Origin of the sequence: Mycoplasma razini, from assembly GCF_048076865.1 — a bacterium.
In the GTDB taxonomy this organism is placed as follows: Bacteria; Bacillota_I; Bacilli_A; order Mycoplasmatales; family Metamycoplasmataceae; genus Mycoplasmopsis.
The window spans coordinates 1-17,532 of sequence record NZ_CP182212.1 but is presented as its reverse complement, the minus strand read 5'-3'; the positions used below and the strand labels follow the sequence as shown (position 1 = coordinate 17,532).

The following is a 17,532-nucleotide window of genomic DNA, read 5'->3' as shown; positions in this document are numbered from 1 at the left end:
TTTCTATAATAAATATATTAATTATAGTAATTTTCTATATATATTATAATTTAATTATGAACAAAAAATACGATATTAAAATAGTACAGTTACCAGATCCTGTACTTAGAAAAAGATCCCACGATGTTCCAATCCCTCTTACAGAAGAGGATATTGATTTAGCAGAGAGAATGATCTACCACATTGATGATTCTCAAACTGAAGGAACTCAATTCCGTCCAGGAGTTGGTGTTGCTGCTGTTCAATATGGAATACTAAAAAATGTTTTTTACGTTTTTGTACAAGACGATAAAGGAAATGTTTTATTTAAAGACGTTTTATTCAACCCACGTGTTGTTGCAAAAAGTAATAAAAAAATAGCCCTAGATGAAGGAGAGGGTTGTTTATCAGTTGATGAATCATGGCCAAATCAAGAAGGTTATGTTCATCGTTCAGATCGTGTAGTAGTTGATGCTTATAGTTACTACAATAGAAAATGATTACGTTATGAAGTAACAGGTTATATTGCAATTGTTTTCCAACACGAATTAGATCACTTAGATGGTCACTTATTTATTGATCGCATTTCTCGAAAAGATCCTTGAAAAAAATTACCTAAGGCACAATACTTATAATGAATACATTATTTGAAGTAGCTGCTAGTGCTTCTGCTCAGTCAGAATCATCATCAAGTGCATCTCAATTCGAAGATATTATTAAGATTTTAAAAAATATAACTAATTCAGTTGGTAATGCTGCCATCTGACTTCCTATTGTTATCATTGCTTTATTAGTTATTTCTTTCTTAATTGGTTTTTGATTTAACTATAAATGATCAATTTTTAAATTTGCTGCAATTGTTTTAACAATGATTATTAGTGCTATAGTTTTCAAATTTGCTTCTGAAGCAATTCAAAGACATTTGGAAAATGAAAATGAAGCAAACCAAATCTTTAGGTCCGGTTTACCATTTGCTTTAACTATTTTTGCTATTATTTGTTATCTTTCACTTAGAGGATTATTCTTTGTAATTACATTTATTATCCACTTAGCAAGAATTAACAAACGTAAAGAAAAGAAAACAAAAAGAATTGCAAATGGTAAAAGAGGAAATAGAATTTGAACTAGATTATTATTTGGTACTACAAACGTTGTCTTAACAATCCCAGGTACACTATTATTATCTAACTTAGTTACTACAGCTATGGTAGATGATGCTACAACTTCAAAAACAACAAATATCGGTGTTAAGATAATGACAGGTGGAAAAGGTGCTTCACTTTCTGGAATTGGAATTGGTACTATATCACTCCTTGAATTATTCCAAAAAGGCTCAAAATTATTTAACACTTTACAAAACCCTGAAAACAAATGAACTAAAGAAGAGCTAAAAGATATTGTGGATACACTACATTCTTCAGCAGCATTATTAAACAATCAAGATGTTAGAAATACTATTTCAAACATAGCTAAAGATGTTGCTGCTAAAAATGCTCCAGAAATTGCTCAAAAAACTGGTGTAAACAAATACATTGAAGACACTAGAAAAGAATTGGAAAAAGAAAATCCATTATTTGTTACTTTATCACCTGAAGAACAATCAAAAGAAGTTACTAAATATGCAATTAATCAAATTAAATCAATTGATAACTACGATCAATTAGGTATGGGCGAAGAAGTCGCTGAATACCTAAATGTTGCAAAATACGTAATTTCAGCTGTATCAGATGATACGAGAAAATCTCTTGCTCACATTTTTGCTGAAACGCTAAATTCTGCGCCAAGTGTTAAAAACCAAATTAATGCTGAAGCAGTGATAAATGAACTATTTAACAGCTTATCTAACTTTAAACTTGATAAAGAGACTAAGCAAAAAGATAAACAAGAATCAGCACCAGTTACTGAAACAAATACAAACAACAATACACAACCAGCTGTAGCTAACAATTAGAGAGGAGATGGTTATGAATTATCAACAAAATAATAATGATTTACAACAAATTACAACTCAAGTACCTCAAACACTTGAGACCACTGTTGAAACTCAGCTTGCTTCAGATCCCCAAAGAATTATTGCTACTCCTGTATACAATGTAATTAAAAGAGAAAAACGTTTAACTATTTTACAATTTCTATTTTGATTTACTATCTTTCTAGTTTCGATTGCCGGAATCTTAGTTAACTACTTCTTAAATACTAGAGTTAATAAAAATCAAGGAATTGCATGGTATATACTTGTAGGAATTGCTTTCTTAATTTCTTTAAGTTTATTTGCTAAAGCCTTAACTAAAAATAAAGCTTGAAGACGTACTGAACAAATGTGTCGTGATAACTATCGCAATGGCAATTTAGCTGCTGTTACAGTTATTTCTGATACTTATCGTGCTATTCGTTTTAAATTATTACGTTTATCGTGATTATTTGCATTCTTCATGACTTATTTCGCTATTTTCAATGGAGTAATTTTATTACTTTTAAACCTATGAGAAGGGCATTGAGTTGTAAATATTAATAATGCAAACTTAAATTTTAATCTTGATTTAAACTGAGAAAAAATTCTAAATGAAGCATTTGGTAATGTTTATGTCTTACTATATGTAGACTTAGCTGTTGCAGTTGGGTTTACAGTACTATTTGTTTTAATGGTTATGTATGATCGTAAACGTTACATTGAAGCTTCAACCTTCCTTGGAACTGATGCAACAGCAATTAAAAATGCTGTTAATGCAGAACTAAAAAATGAAAATAAAGCTTGAATTAAAGCCTATATTATTGTCTTTATTATTGTGGTCTTATTACCATTAGCTTTATTCTGTTATTTAGTATGAAGAGGTATCTTTAAAAGAGGTAAAAAATAATGAAACTAAAATTATTAGTTATAGTCGAAGATTATTTCAACGACATTGAATTAACTTCAACACTTTCAGTGCTAAAAGCTGCCAACGTTATTGAATCTATTACTTATTATGCACCTGAAATAACTTCTGCTAGTGGTCAATTTAACATCACTCATATTGATAATATTGTTAATGAATATCACTTAGATGACTACAACGCCATCTTTATTCCTGGTGGAAGAGGATGCCAAACTCTTAGAAATAATCAAAAATCATTAGCAGTTATTAAAGAATTTTATAATGCTCAAAAATTCATTTTCGCAATCTGTGATGCTCCTAATGTTTTAATGGAAGCTAAAATTATTCCTGATTATATTACTTATTCATCATACCCTTCTGAATGAAGTCTTCCTACTAGAGGAATTAATCGTTCACAAGATAAGACAAGTTGTGATGGCAATATTATCACAGGTAAAAATGCTTTATCAGCACCTGATTTAGGTTTTAGAATTATTAGCGAAATATTTGGTACTTTATTAGCTGAAGAAACATTTGCTAAAATTAATGGTCGTGAAAACTAATAATTATCTGCCTTTAAAGGCAGATTTTTTTATGCCAAAAATAAAAGAAAAATCGCTATAGCTAGCGATTTAATTACTATACAAGCTATTATTTATTAGCTTGAAGTGAACGATTTACTCCTTTATTTAATAAATGCTTATCATAAAGAGTGAATCCAAGTTGGATACTGAAGATTGTTAATGAAATTACTTGTCATACCATTCCAGCGATTAATGAACCGTAGTTTGGATTTGATTCGTATGATTGTAGTCCCATTCCAAGTCCTCATCAAATAATTCAGATAATGTTGTTAATAACATATAAAACATACATTCAATATGTAACACCTTGTCATTCGTTTGTTTTGAATGATTTGATTAATTGTGGTGTAAAGGCTAATGTTGTAGCAGCAGGGAATACCAATCCCATTACTGTAGAAACTGCATCTGGTACTTTAAATAAGTATTGTCCTGGTTCTTTGTTGTAATCAACAATGTAGAAAGCAATAAACACAATACCTACTACAAATGTTGCAAGAACACCAATGTATCCTCACATTTTTTTCTTTTCTGAGAATTCTTTTTTGTGTTTGTAAAGTAGAATAGTCATGATTCCATTTACAAATAAACTGATTCCGTCAGCAAACATAACATTAAGCATAGTTTTGTTTAAGTTGTTTGTTGCCCCTCAGATAACTCATAATAAGATCCCAACGTGGAAAATTCAGAAAGAAACGAAACTTACATTTCCTGTTCTTTTTTCTCTGATAAGTTTAATTAATTGAGGAACACTTAAGGAAATAATGAAAACAACAGTTAATCAAATAAATACTTGAAATGATGTACTTAATGCACTAGGTGCTTTTACAGCTGTTGTTTGTGCTCCTTCTTGAAAAAATTTAACTATATTTTGCATACTGTTATATTTTAACCTATTTTATTTTTTGTATTAATTTATTTTAGACTTATTTCCTAGTATAATAGGAATAAAAAATATGCGAAAATAAAAAAGATGCTTAGAATAAAGCACCTTCAATTATTTTGTTTAATGTATATCCAATTGTACCTGTTTGATGGTCATCAATTACTAAGTTGGCAGCTTGTTTTGCTTCTGCTGTCGCATTACCTACAGCTATTCCAAATTTAGCCCCTTGGATCATATTTACATCATTACCACTATCTCCAAAAGCTATTAAATTTTCATCACTTAATCCAAGCATTTCAAGCACTTTTTCTACTCCTACAAATTTCGAAATATCCTTTGGATTAACATCAGTATAAACTGAATTAGTTAAATAAACAACACATGGTAAATCTTTAGTAGCTTGTCTAATATCTTCTGTAATCTTTTGAGCTTTTTCTAATGGGTTTCTTAAAGCAATTTGAGTAATAACACTATCTTTTGCTAAAACTACATTTTCCAAGTGATCTAAAGTGGCGATATTTAAAATATTCATATCCATAATTTGTTCATGAGACATTCATTTTGGAAAATGATTATTTGGTAAATATGAACCATTATAATCAATTGTATCTACAGTTAAGATTAAATCATTTTCTAAAGCTTTTTCTTTTAAAATATAAAACACTTGATTTGGCACAGTATTTAAGACATTGATACTTTGCTTATTAACGTCATAAATTAATGCTCCGTTTGAACAAACAATGTAATCTACATATTTAATTGTTTCATCTTTTAAAAGTGGTAAGACTTTTTGTAAACCCCTACCAGTAGCAATTATATTGACATTACCTTCTGCTTGCACACGTTGTAATGCTTTCATTGTATCAGGGTGAATTGTGTTATTTTTTCTTAATAATGTTCCATCTAAATCATATGCAAATGCTAATTTCATAAGCCTTCTTTCTATACTATTTTACTTTATTTCTTTTAATTTTTATATCTAAGCGTAAAAAAACCAAAATAACTAGGATATAGGTATTTTGGTTTAATTATTGGTTGATTATTATTTAGAATCTGATTCACGATAAGGAATTACGTGAATATGAGTGTGGAAAACAACTTGACCTGCTGTTTTTCCTGTATTAATAACTATTTTAAAACCAGGTATTCCTTTTTGAATAATTTCTTTATTAGCTAATTCTCTAGCTATTTTCATTGCATAAAGGAAATCATCTTCAGTATTAGCTAAAATATTTTCTTCTTGCACTTTAGGGATAACTAGAAAATGTCCTTCTGTTTTAGGGTAAGCATCATAAATAGCTATTACTTTATCATCTTCATAAAGTACTTTACTTGCTATTTCTCTTTTAATAATTTTTGTAAATATTGAATCCATTATTTAGCAACAATTGCCATTCCTTCTGTTTTAGATTTTAAAGCATCATTAACTTTAATTACATATCCTAAGTCCACAAAAGCTTTTTGTGCTTTCTTGTATAAGTTTTCGTCACTTACAGCAAGTAAGATTCTTAATTGATTTAAGCTTGCAGCAAATGGTGTTTCATCAAATGAAAGTACTTTGCTTTCAACTTCTTTCTCTTGTCCATTTTCTGTTGTTTTTGTTTTAACTGTTTTTCCAATTGGAGCGATCTGACTCATGTAAGCTACATTGATTGTTTTTCCATCAGTTGAAACTGTAATTGGAGCGCTTAACACCCCAGTATCACTTACAGAAACAATTTTGTTGTTAACTGCATCATAGAATCCAACAAAAATGTTTGAAGCAGTTGTATTTAATAAATCATCTACTGAATAAGACATTTTAAATGGGTTAGCTGTTAATCCTTTAAATCCACCCATTGTACTTTGGTATGAAGCACTCTTATTTAATAATAAAGCGCTTGTAGCAACATCACCTGCACTAGTTGATTTTTTAATTAAATCTTGATATTGACTTACATTGTTAATTTGATAGTTTCCCATTGTGAAAATATTGTTTTCATTACTATCTTGATATTGTCATAATTGTACTGTCTTGTTATTAACAACATAATTAATTAAATTGAATTGATCTAATTGGAATTTTGTTTTGTAAAGTGAAGCTGAAGAAGAATCAATTTTTTCTAAATCAGCTAAGTTACTGATTTGGAAGTATTTATTAATAAGTAAAAGTTTATTTACTGTGTAAGCAACATTAGTTTGAACATTGTTATATAAAACAACAAATTGATCTTCATTTAAGTTAGCTTTGTAATACTTACTTGAAGTTCCTTCAGTATTAGATCCATCTAAAAAGCTTACAAACGCTTTTTGATCTTCGTTTGAAAGAATTCCTGCTGCTGCTCATGTGTTTAATTGAGTTAATAAATAAAATGCATTATGTTTTAGGTTTTCGTTAGCAACAAAAGCTTGATAAGCTGCTAATGCATCAGCTTTATAAGAAGCATTTTCTAATAAGTTTTTATCTTGCTCAACATTGTATAAGTTTTTTAAAGTTGTTTCAAGTCATTTACTTTCAATTATTTGGCTTACTGAGTCTTTAGCAAAGTCAGCATCTTGTTTTCTTTTAGCATCTGTATCTTTATCAACACCACAAGATACTGCTGCAATAGGTAAGGCAACTGCTGGAGTTAATAATAAAGCATGTTTAAATTTAAAGTTCATTATTTACCTCCTTCGCTAGCTTTTTTTCATAAATTTTGACTTAAGTATTGATAAATTGTATCAAGTGCTGATTTTTCACTCATAGTTACTTTATCACCATATGAGTAAACTAATTTTGCTAATCCATCAACAACTTCAAAATTGTAACTTGTTCCTGTAGCAAATTGTGCTTTAACTCATGTATCAACATGTTTTAATAAGTCAAGTAATTGTTGTGTTTGTTTACCTACAAGCACACTTGCAACTTTAGTTTTAATGCTTTCTACATCTGCATCACTGTATTTTTTGTTTTCGTTTGATTGATTATCTTGTGTTTTAATGTATGTTAAGAAATCTTGATCTTTAACTAATGTTTCAATAACATTTTCAGGAGTTACTTTAGTAGATAATTTGTTTGTTACATTAAAGTATGTTTTGTTTCCTGCTGCATAATTTTGAGCATCTTTTGCTATAAATTCTTTAAAGTTATCTAAAGAAGTAATTTGATCATATCTAGCTAATAAAACATCTTTATCTGTTAATAAAACATATGCATTTGCCATATCGCTTACTTTTAAAATTACTGGAACTTTTTTGCTTGCTGCATTGCCTTTAACTGTTTCTACAGCAAAATCTCAGTTATAGAATTGTTTAAAGAATGTAGTCATATCAGCTGTTTTAATGTTTGCAACTACTGTATCTACTACTTTGTTAAATTCATTTACTTTAGCAATAGCTTCTTGCATTGTTGTTGCTTTTTTAGCTTCTTCAAGAATTTTTGTATAAGCAGCTATCATAGCTGGTTCAACAGGTGAATTTTTATCAATTTGTGTTAATGTTCCTAATGATATTGATGGAATATTTTCTCCATAAATTGCTGTAGCAAACACTCCTAAACCTTGATCAATTGAAGTATTTAATAATTCTTCTACACTTGTTAATCCACTTGTTCCTAAAGTTGAAGCATCTGTATTTGTTAAAGCACCTAAATATGTTTGATATTCTGAAATTGCATTATTGTATGCTGTTGCTGCTTGTCCTTGTGTTTGTAAAGCATAATTTTGAGCTGTCTTCATTCCTAATAAAATTGACATATTAGCTTTAACTTCAAATCCATTGTTTTCTTTAGCAATAACACTGTATTTTAATAAATTTGCTAATGTAGTTTTTTCTTTATCTTCACTAAGAACTCATGGTTGGTAGATATCTGATTTGTTTGTTTTTCCTGCTAATTTGTAAATTGTTGGTAAAACAATTTTGTTTTTATTAAAGTAATTTTGAATAAAAGGTGTTGGTGATTTTAAATCTTTAACTATTGTCACTTGATTATCAACAATCTTTGTTTCAACAACAAATGATTTAGTTAATAATGTAGTTACATTGTTTGCATTGTTTGGATCAACAAAATAGTTAACACCTTGCTTGAAATAAGGGAAAACTTTGTCACCTTTGTTAAATAAGATAATAGGTTTTCCATCTTCACCTTTAATTTGGTTACCATTTTCGTCTAATTTGTAAATTGTTGTATTAGCAGTTCTGTTAATGTAATCCATTGTTTGTTTTTTGTATTCTAATTGATATCTTCTTTGTGCTTCTGATTCAATTTGTTTGAATACTAAAAAGTTTACAGCTTGAGTTTCATTTAAACTTTTTCCATATTCTTCTTTACCAATGATTTCATTAAATTGTTTTTCCCAGTTTTCAAATCCATAGTTTTTCTTTAAGTTTGCTTTTAAATCATCAATCTTAGCTTGCACATCTTTTCTTATGTCAGCTAATGATTTTAAAGCGATTGAATTATTAACACTTTCTCCTGAAAGTAATGAAGCATTTCAAATTCTTTGAAATTCTTGAGAAGCTTTATATTCTTGTTCATAAAGATATTCAATTGTTCTGTGATAAAAGTCATCAATCTCTTTTGTTGCTGTTACATCTTTTGAATTTACAAGGTTTTGTAATGTTCCTGCTGTTGTAGATGCTAATTGTTTGCCATCTGGTCCTAAATATTCAACTACAGGTTTTTTCTCATCAATAGCTTCTTTGTAATTTACTTTTGTTACATTGATTGCTAAAGGTATAGCAATAGCTGCAACAATCCCAACAAAGATTGTTGCCCCTATTCCGATAGTTACCTTGTTTCTTTTGGCTTTATTTGTACTATTTTTATCGTGCCTTTGATCATGTCTATCATTGAGTTCTGTTAAACGTTCAAAGAATGATTTTTGTCTCTTTGCCATTAATACCTCGTTTTCTAATTTAAAATAATATATTTTAAATTATAGCAAATTTATTAATTTATAATTCTAATATGGAATATAGAGAAATATTAGAAGCATTTGAAGCTTTAAATGCATTTGCTAAGGAAGAGAGGTTTGTTTACTCATTAACCTCTTCTTCCTTGCAGCAAGCTTTAAAAGGCGAAAAATTAACAAATCCAATTACAATTGCTGTTTCTTTTGCAACATTATTAAAATTTAAGTTTTTTTATCCAGAAAAATTAAATTTACCACCTGAAAATAATTTTGATGATTTTTTTCCAAGTTTGCAAATAGGAAACGTTGCATTTAATTTGTTTATTTTAACCGAATCAAACAGAGAATTAATCACATCTAGATTAATCACTAAAGTATTAAATAGAGTAAACAAAGGCAGATGATGTGATGTTCTACTTATTTTGGATGAGATTTTTAGTGAGGAACCTTCTATTTGATCTTATTTATATAGAGATGAAGAAGGAATGATTAAATTAGAAGCGATCACACGGATGAATCCTTATTATTACAATGTAGTAGAAATAGAAAATATAAAGGTACCTTATTTAGATTACTTTAAAAATGAAATAAAAAACGATGCCCCTTAGTGCACCTTGTAAAGTCAGAGTTTTTACTCTGATTTTTCTTTATTTTTAAAAAAAGTAAAAAAAATAAGCGACGCCCTATTTTCACATCTCTGCTATCGTCGGCACTAGAGGGCTTAACTACTGAGTTCGGAATGGTATCAGGTGATCCCCTCTGCTATGGTCACTTGTATATATTTTAATACAAAAGAAAAAATATCCAAATATTTTTTTATTTTTTTACAAAGCTTTTAGACCAGCTTATCTTTTTTACTTTTACTAAAATAAAACTAATTTATTCTTTTAAAAAAGTAAAAAAAATAAGCGACGCCCTATTTTCACATCTCTGCTATCGTCGGCACTAGAGGGCTTAACTACTGAGTTCGGAATGGTATCAGGTGATCCCCTCTGCTATGGTCACTTGTATATAGTATATAGAAAAATCTAAAATTTCAAAATATTTTTTTGATATTTTTTTATTTATATCAGTGTTTTATATGTAATAACTATATCTAGTTAAATATTTACTAAAAATATATTTTAAAATCTTTTAATCCTTATACAGTATTAAAAAAGTCTAGCATCGCTAGACTCTTAAATTATTTCTTTAATGTTTTAGGCATGTACTTTTGCTTAAATCATCTTGACTGGGTTAAGTAGTGAATTGCTACTGTTTGTAGTATTGTTCATATAGAACCGAAAATTCAATATACTTGCACACCAGCTGAGAACATAACAGTAATTACAGTGAATACGATCATCATAATACGTTGTGTTTTTTCTGATTTTTTCAAGGCTTCAGCTTCTGCAATTGTTGTTCTTCTCTTAAATTTCTTCTTATTCAAGATTCTTGGAATAATCATTGAAAGAATTTGGAAGATAATAACTGCTGCTAATACTCATAAATAAGCTAATTGACCATCAAATAGTCTCTTATATGAGATAGAAGCGAAGTTGACTCCAAGTCATGTCGTTTCCTTAATTTCTGGAATACTTTGAATAACCCTTCACATAGCGAAGAAAATTGGCATTGAAAGTATCATAGTTCCGAACTGATCGGCTGGGTTAATATTATACTTACTATATAAAGCTGAAAGTTCTTGTTGTTTCTTCATTTTCATAGCTTTATTTTGCTCTAAGCCTTTATATTTGGCTTCAATGGCAGCTTTTTTATATTTTAGCTCTTCCATTACTTGTTGCATAACAGTTGCTCTAAATGTAATAGCTAGACCAATTAAACGAGTTAGTATAATAGCGATTAAAATAGCGATAATTGAGGCTCATCCATCTCATCCAGGCATTGCTTGACGTAATGATTGAATCAAGACAGAAAGTGGATAAACTAATAATCCATAGAAAGGCCCATATTCTCAAGCTTCACCTCAAGTTGTAATAGGCTGAATAGCATAATCACCTGCAAATGGTACTGTTGCACCATTTTGTGAGTATAGAATATTCTTTTCATAATCAAATTTGTTTACAGCTGCTGTCTTTTGATATTCTTTAAATCAACTTTCTAAGTGTTCTGGACTCTTATTAAAGAATTGTAATTGATTTAAATATTCAGACATTGTTTTTTGATATTGAATTAATAAACTATATTGTTTAGGTGTAATAGCGAATAATGGAGTTTTTCCATCACCACCATTAGCTTGTCCTATTTTTTGTTCTTCAGATAAGTTATCTACAAGATTTTTAATAAATGCTGATGGAGTTGATCCTAATTCTTGTGCGAATTTAGAACCTTCACCAAATGAGTATTCATAAAACACTTGAAGAATATCTCTAGCAAACATTCTATTTGCATTGTATTGAGCTTCTGCTAAGTTACTTTTTGTTTCATTTACAACAATATTATCTGGTGTATTAATTTTTTGCACACCTGAAATATTTGAAATTAAGATGTTTCCATCTGAATCTTTAACAGGAACTATAACAGTTGTTGGATTTCCTTTTCCATCATTAACTTCAAGGCTTTGTGTAGCTTGAACAAGGAAAAGTTGACTCATGTTGTTGAGTACTTGTCCTCTTTTGTCACCTTCTGTTTCGTATTTATAAGCAAATACGTAAATATCACTTGTTTTCGCATTTGAAACATATTGGTATTGTGGTGAAGTTTGTGATCTAAATAAATATTTTGGAGTTTCATTTCCATTAACTTTTGTTCCAAAAATACTGTCTTTAGCTGTATCTAAGTTTAAATCAGCTAATGATTTTGAATTTGGAAGTTGGAAAGCTACTAAATATTTTCCAGGATCAGCATATGTTCCACCATTTGTTTCTGTTTGTTTTCTTAGTGCTTCTAAAACCTTAGAATCACGTAAGAAGAAGTTAGCTTCTGTATCAGTTGTTAGTAAGTTATAAGTGTAATTAAGCTCTTGCTTATTGTCACTTGTTTCTTTTGATACATAATCAACTTTTTCTTCTTTTTCTTTTAAAGTATTAACTCTAGGGGCGATGTCGTTTGGATTTCTATAAAACTCAATCCCGTTCCCTACGTTATATGAATTTTTTAATGCAAACGCTTGAACACACCCTGTAATTGTTAATCCAAAGACAAAGACATAGAAGACTATCTTAAATCATTTTAAGAATTTCTTTCATCCTTCTTTTCTTTTTTCTTTAGGATCATTACTATTGGTAAAATATTGAAAATTATTGTTTGCTTTTTTCATTTTTCCTAAATTTCTCAAAGATTTTGGCGATTGATTCTTTTTTAGTTGCAAAATCAGTTTCGATAAAATCTTTGCGAACAATTAGCACAAAATCATAATTTAAATCATATAAATTTAATTCATGTACTATTGCCCTTAATTGTCTCTTGTATAAATTACGACCAACTGCATTAGCAAATTTTTTAGGAACTGTGATCCCAGCTCTAAATGCTTTGCTTTTTATTGAATAAACAATTAGATATTTATTCGCCAGACAATTTTTCTTGCCTGAATTTAATACATTGTTAAATTCTCAGTTTTTTCTAAGTCGATATTGTTTTTTCATTTTAGAAATTATTTATCAGAAACTGTTAATCTTTTTCTACCTTTAGCTCTTCTTCTAGCTAATACTTTTCTTCCGTTAGCTGTTTCCATTCTAGCTCTGAAACCATGTACTTTAGCATGTTTACGCTTGTTTGGTTGGTAAGTTCTTTTACTCATATTTTCTCCTCCTATTGTGATGATTTTTCAATAATTATATAAGCGTGTTTATATTATACACAAAAAGCCTATTTTTAATGCATACAAAAAAAGCAACTAATTAAGTCATTTTTTAGCCCTTTTAAGTCTTATTTATAGAAATAAAACATTTTAACTTCTCTCATGAACTTAAAAAATAATTTATACCAACATTATTAAGCTTAATGTTGATTAAAAAAATAAATTGAGAGGTTTTTTCTGATATTAAAAATTATTTTTCTTTAACAATTGGTATTTATTTTTGATTATTAGTGTTTAAAAGCAAGCTTTAGATTACATTATTCTATTTAAATTGTTGTATAATATGCTCATTAGAATAAGAGGTTTAAATGTTAAATTTAAAATATGTTTTAAACAATGAAGAAAAAGTTAGAAAAAACCTAGAAAATAGAGGTTTTGATGTAAAAATTTACGATGAGTTTGTTTCACTTGCAAAACAACGTGGACAAATGATGAATCAAACTCAAATGAAGAAAGCTGAATTAGCTAAATTATCAAAAGAATTTGGTGCATTAAAAAACCAACCAGCTGCTTTACAAGAGTTAAAAGATAAAATTTCTGAAATTAAAGTTCAAGAAGCAGAATTAACAGCTCAAGCTGATGCATTAAACAGTAGAATTGATGAATTAATTTTACAAATACCTAATGAAACTTTACCTGAAGTACCTGTTGGTGCAGATGAAAATGATAATGTTGTTTTAGCAGAACATGCTAACTTAGGTCGTGGATTAGTTAAAGGTGTTTTACCTCACTATGAAATCGCAAGAAACTTAGATATTATTGATTTTGAACGTGCAGTTAAATTATCAGGTTCTCGTTCAGTTGTTTACAAAAATGCTGGATCAAGACTTGTAAGAGCTTTAATTAACTTTATGCTTGACTTACACATGTCAAAAGGTTATAACGAATTCAATACACCTGTAATTGTTAAAGAAAAAATGTTATATGGTACAGGTCAATTACCTAAATTCAAAGAAGATCTTTACAAAATCGAAGGTGCTGATGAATACTTAATACCTACAGCAGAAGTTACTTTAACAAATATCTACAATGATGAAATTGTTGATTTAAGTACACCATTTAGAGCAACCGGATATACAGAATGCTTTAGATCTGAAGCTGGTTCATCAGGTAAAGATACTCGTGGAATTTTAAGACAACATGAATTTAAGAAAATCGAGTTAGTTAAAGTTACAAATGAACAAGATGCAATTAAAGAATTTGAAGCAATGCTTGAAGACGCTAAAGATGTATTAGAAAAACTTGAAATACCTTACCGTGAATTATTATTATGTACAGGTGATTTAGGTTTCTCTTCACGTAAAACAATCGATCTTGAATTGTGATTACCTTCAGAAGAAAGATACAGAGAAACTTCTTCTGTAAGTTATATGGGTGATTTCCAAGCCCGTAGAGCTATGATTAGATATAGAGATGCTGATGGAAAAACACAATATGCTCATACTATGAATGGTTCAGGGCTTGCTGTAGATAGAGTTATTGCTGCTATTTTAGAAATTTATCAAAATGCTGATGGAACAATTACAGTGCCAACAGCATTAGTTCCATATATGAAAATGGAAGTTATTAAATAGTGTGTTCTCACACTATTTTTTTATAAATCCTGTTAATAGGATTTATTTTTTATAAAAAAATAAGCCTATGAGCAAGGCTTATTCAGTTTCTTTTTCTGCTGATGCAACAGTGTATAGAGAGTCATTAATTCAAATAACATCTCCGATTTTTATTTTTGAACTTCTTCCTTTAGGTTCTTGACCATTAATTTTTATTACATTATATTTAATGAATTCTTTAGCTTGTCCACCTGTATCAATCTCATCTATTTTTTTAAGGAATTGAGATAGTTTTATACTATCACCTGTGATTTTAATAGTCATTATTTATTATAGAACTTTCTCATAGGTGTGATTAATTGGATATGGTTTGGATCATTTTCTGAAATAAATAATATTTTATCTTCATTTTGAGAGATAAAGATATTTAACATACCAGAATCTAAAGCTGATACTGCGTCTTTAACATATGTATAGTTAAAATCAATATCAATATCTTTTCCTTCAACTATTTGAAGCGCATCTGAAACTGCATTTGCTGTTCCGATTTCAGGCACTTCATAAACAACTTTTAAAGAATTGTAATCAAAGTGGAATTCCATTTTTTTATCTTTTTCTGTTTGATAGAATAAAGCTTTATTTAATGTCTTTAAAAGTTCTTCACGTTCAATTTTGAAGTTTCTTGTGTATTTAACTTGGAATAATGAAGAAACATCAATGTAATTTGATTTATACAATGAAGTTCAAATAACTGTATTTTCATAAGAAATACCAATTTTATTTGAATCAAAGAATAACTCTACATTTTCAGGTGCATCTTTTGTAATAAGTTTTTTAAGATTTCTAGCATCAATTGTTAGATCAACAGTTACTGGTTTATCTATTTGAATAACTTCCGTAGATAATCTATATGAATCTGTAGCAAGGAATCTTAATTGTGCTGAATTTTTAGCTGAAATATTAATACATTTATATATTAAAGAATTTAATCTATCATTTGAAGAACTTGTTGATGTAGAAACATCTGAAATTACTTTTTCAAAAATATGTGATTTAACAGATACTTTATTTTCAGTATCTTCAAAATCAAGTTTAGGATAAACTCCTGCATTTAATTTTGTTAAAGTAAATAATGTTGTTCCTTCATAAATATCAACAACACCAGCTCTTTCTTCAAATGTAATTTCTTTATCAAACTTTTTAATAATGTTTCTTAATAAGTTAGCTGATAAATAGAAATTACCTGATCTTTCAACTGTTATTTCTTTATTATCAATTGGAACTATTTTTCTAGCAGCTAATGTAGGTGAAGCCCCAATTAGAGTCAAGTTTTCAGAGTCAATACTCATGTAAACACATCTAAAAGGAATAAATGTATCATTACTATCTATATATGTAGATAAGAATTCTACTAGACGATCAATTTTAGGTTTTGAAATGGTGAATTTCATAAAACCTCCTTTATATTAATAATATATCCTGTGGATATGTGGATAACTTTAAAATGTTTAATTTTTGACTAAAAAATATATTAAATATTAACTTTTTGTTAAATTTTAGTCAAAATGTAACTTGTGAATATCTTGTTAATTAATTTTATAAATTTGATTCTTCAGCTCTTGAATTGTACGTTTTAAAGATTCATCATCAGATTCTTTAAACTTACGTAAAGCATTTAAAACTGTTGAATGGTCTTTTTTAAATACTTTTCCTAACTCAGTTGAAGAATAATCTAGTTGAATTGAGATCATATACATAGCGATATGACGTGCTACAACTATTTCTGCCTTTCTTGAATTAGATAAAATATCTTTTGTAGGTATTTTATAGTACTTAGAAACAGCTTTTATAATAATATCAGCTGTAATATTTTCTTGCTGTTGAATAACATCTTCAAAAATATTAGTGATTGTTTTATAAACATATTCTTGTGGTGTGTTTAATATGTCTTGCTTATAATGAGAAATTCTTTTAACAGCCCCTAATAAAGTTCTAATTGAAGCTGTATGATTTCGTATTATAAAGTCTTTTGCTTCTTCTGAAATCAAGTTGTTACTTAAATCAATATCATCTAAGAAAAAGTCCAGCAATTTAGATAAATCATCTATATCTGGTTGCTTAATTTTAGTGATAAATCCTGATTGAAAACGGGTGATCAGACGATTATCAAACATTGAAGAGATTTGATTAATATCTTTATCACTACAGAAAACTGTAATCTTATTACGTTCCATCCGTCCATCTAAAATTTGGAAAATAAAATCTTTTGTTGACTTCTTATTACCTTCTCCAAAAAGCTGAAAATCATCAAAAAGCACTAAATCATAGTTGGAAACTAAGTTTTTGTGAATTGAGAGCAGCTTTTTTTGATCGTTTTCTTTTAGTAAAGTAGTTAATGAATTTGTAAAAGTATTAGGGTTTACTAAGTAAACTTTTTTACCTTTTTCAATAAAACTATTTTCTAAAGCTTTAAGTAAATGTGTTTTTCCTAAACCTGAATTACCAGAAATAAACAAGACATTAAATGTGTAATCTCCATCAGCGATTGTTTTACATATATTTAAAGCTTCACGATTGAATTTACTTTCAACATAATTATCAAAAGTATATTGCGGATTAGTCTGATTAGATTTTTTAACTAAATTATCAGCTTTCTTGATAGCTTTTTCAGCAGTTTTGCTTGCTTCAAGATAATCTTTATCGATAATTTTGAAAGAAAACCCATCTCCAAACACTTCATTAACAGCTTTAACAAATGTATCATTATAATATTTCCTAAAGTTATGTAAATCTGGATAAACTTTTGGGAAAAATATTATAACTTCATTATTTTCGACAGACATAATTCTTAAATTTTTGAAAAATGTTCTAAAGAGCATATTATCCTGAATTTCATTTTTCATATACTCGATAAAAACATCATTCAAAACATTCAGTTTAACTGTGTCGTTATCTATTTCGTCGTTTTTTTCTAATATATTCATGTCTAAATTTTATAAGTTTTT

General features: G+C 28.5%; 17 protein-coding genes and 2 rRNA genes. 6 read left to right on the top strand and 13 right to left on the bottom strand.

What is annotated here, in order from left to right:
• The first annotated feature begins 56 nt into the window (after window positions 1-56).
• From def to ACM0L0_RS00080, 4 genes are read left to right on the top strand one after another with little or no spacing between them, the layout of a single operon-like run.
• Window positions 57-614 (top strand): peptide deformylase, encoded by a 558-nt coding sequence (gene def, locus ACM0L0_RS00095; RefSeq protein WP_416738544.1) that lies wholly within the window; start codon window positions 57-59, stop codon window positions 612-614.
• Window positions 614-1,930: a hypothetical protein gene (locus tag ACM0L0_RS00090; RefSeq protein ID WP_416738543.1), complete on the top strand. Its 1,317-nt coding sequence runs from the start codon at window positions 614-616 to the stop codon at window positions 1,928-1,930. Before def ends, ACM0L0_RS00090 begins: the two co-directional genes overlap by 1 nt.
• Before the next feature lie 13 nt (window positions 1,931-1,943).
• Complete coding sequence (locus ACM0L0_RS00085; protein ID WP_416738542.1) at window positions 1,944-2,837, top strand: MSC_0882 family membrane protein; 894 nt, start codon at window positions 1,944-1,946, stop codon at window positions 2,835-2,837.
• Complete coding sequence (locus ACM0L0_RS00080; protein WP_416738541.1) at window positions 2,837-3,397, top strand: DJ-1/PfpI family protein; 561 nt, start codon at window positions 2,837-2,839, stop codon at window positions 3,395-3,397. Before ACM0L0_RS00085 ends, ACM0L0_RS00080 begins: the two co-directional genes overlap by 1 nt.
• A gap of 88 nt (window positions 3,398-3,485) precedes the next feature.
• Here the strand turns inward: ACM0L0_RS00080 and ACM0L0_RS00075 are convergent, their stop codons facing one another.
• From ACM0L0_RS00075 to ACM0L0_RS00055, 5 genes are all read right to left on the bottom strand, one after another.
• Window positions 3,486-4,292: a PQ-loop domain-containing transporter gene (locus ACM0L0_RS00075; protein ID WP_416738540.1), complete on the bottom strand. Its 807-nt coding sequence runs from the start codon at window positions 4,290-4,292 to the stop codon at window positions 3,486-3,488.
• Window positions 4,293-4,392: 100 nt separating this feature from the next.
• A complete protein-coding gene (locus ACM0L0_RS00070) occupies window positions 4,393-5,232 on the bottom strand; it encodes a Cof-type HAD-IIB family hydrolase (protein ID WP_416738539.1) in 840 nt (279 codons plus the stop codon).
• A gap of 111 nt (window positions 5,233-5,343) precedes the next feature.
• On the bottom strand, window positions 5,344-5,676 hold the full coding sequence (hinT, locus tag ACM0L0_RS00065) for a histidine triad protein HinT (protein ID WP_416738538.1): 333 nt from the start codon (window positions 5,674-5,676) through the stop codon (window positions 5,344-5,346).
• Window positions 5,676-6,944: a HinT-interacting membrane complex lipoprotein P60 gene (locus ACM0L0_RS00060; RefSeq protein WP_416738537.1), complete on the bottom strand. Its 1,269-nt coding sequence runs from the start codon at window positions 6,942-6,944 to the stop codon at window positions 5,676-5,678. The genes hinT and ACM0L0_RS00060 overlap by 1 nt, the downstream gene beginning before the upstream one ends.
• Window positions 6,944-9,160, bottom strand: a complete 2,217-nt coding sequence (locus ACM0L0_RS00055; RefSeq protein ID WP_416738536.1) for a HinT-interacting membrane complex protein P80 — start codon at window positions 9,158-9,160, stop codon at window positions 6,944-6,946. Before ACM0L0_RS00055 ends, ACM0L0_RS00060 begins: the two co-directional genes overlap by 1 nt.
• A 71-nt stretch (window positions 9,161-9,231) precedes the next feature.
• On the opposite strand from ACM0L0_RS00055, the gene ACM0L0_RS00050 reads away from it, so the two are divergent.
• Entirely contained in the window at window positions 9,232-9,783 is a 552-nt protein-coding gene (locus ACM0L0_RS00050; protein ID WP_416738535.1) for a hypothetical protein, read from the top strand.
• A 62-nt stretch (window positions 9,784-9,845) separates the two neighbouring features.
• Here ACM0L0_RS00050 and rrf (ACM0L0_RS00045) read toward each other — a convergent pair.
• From rrf (ACM0L0_RS00045) to rpmH, 5 genes are all read right to left on the bottom strand, one after another.
• Window positions 9,846-9,951 (bottom strand): 5S ribosomal RNA (rrf, locus tag ACM0L0_RS00045).
• Window positions 9,952-10,078: 127 nt separating this feature from the next.
• Window positions 10,079-10,184, bottom strand: a 5S ribosomal RNA gene (gene rrf / locus ACM0L0_RS00040).
• A 174-nt stretch (window positions 10,185-10,358) separates the two neighbouring features.
• Window positions 10,359-12,434 (bottom strand): membrane protein insertase YidC, encoded by a 2,076-nt coding sequence (yidC, locus tag ACM0L0_RS00035; protein ID WP_416738534.1) that lies wholly within the window; start codon window positions 12,432-12,434, stop codon window positions 10,359-10,361.
• A complete protein-coding gene (rnpA, locus tag ACM0L0_RS00030; protein ID WP_416738533.1) occupies window positions 12,415-12,759 on the bottom strand; it encodes a ribonuclease P protein component in 345 nt (114 codons plus the stop codon). Before rnpA ends, yidC begins: the two co-directional genes overlap by 20 nt.
• An 8-nt stretch (window positions 12,760-12,767) precedes the next feature.
• The gene (rpmH, locus tag ACM0L0_RS00025) at window positions 12,768-12,914 is read right to left on the bottom strand and encodes a 50S ribosomal protein L34 (protein WP_416738532.1); all 147 of its coding nucleotides are present in this window, start codon (window positions 12,912-12,914) and stop codon (window positions 12,768-12,770) included.
• A 368-nt stretch (window positions 12,915-13,282) separates the two neighbouring features.
• Between rpmH and serS the strand changes: the two genes are divergently transcribed.
• Window positions 13,283-14,548: a serine--tRNA ligase gene (serS, locus tag ACM0L0_RS00020; RefSeq protein WP_416738531.1), complete on the top strand. Its 1,266-nt coding sequence runs from the start codon at window positions 13,283-13,285 to the stop codon at window positions 14,546-14,548.
• Between the two features lie 78 nt (window positions 14,549-14,626).
• Here serS and ACM0L0_RS00015 read toward each other — a convergent pair whose 3' ends face one another.
• From ACM0L0_RS00015 to ACM0L0_RS00005, 3 genes are all read right to left on the bottom strand, one after another.
• A complete protein-coding gene (locus ACM0L0_RS00015) occupies window positions 14,627-14,851 on the bottom strand; it encodes an RNA-binding S4 domain-containing protein (RefSeq protein WP_416738530.1) in 225 nt (74 codons plus the stop codon).
• On the bottom strand, window positions 14,851-15,978 hold the full coding sequence (locus tag ACM0L0_RS00010) for a DNA polymerase III subunit beta (protein WP_416738529.1): 1,128 nt from the start codon (window positions 15,976-15,978) through the stop codon (window positions 14,851-14,853). The genes ACM0L0_RS00015 and ACM0L0_RS00010 overlap by 1 nt, the downstream gene beginning before the upstream one ends.
• Window positions 15,979-16,113: 135 nt before the next feature.
• Complete coding sequence (locus ACM0L0_RS00005) at window positions 16,114-17,511, bottom strand: DnaA ATPase domain-containing protein (protein ID WP_416738528.1); 1,398 nt, start codon at window positions 17,509-17,511, stop codon at window positions 16,114-16,116.
• Between the last annotated feature and the right edge of the window lie 21 nt (window positions 17,512-17,532).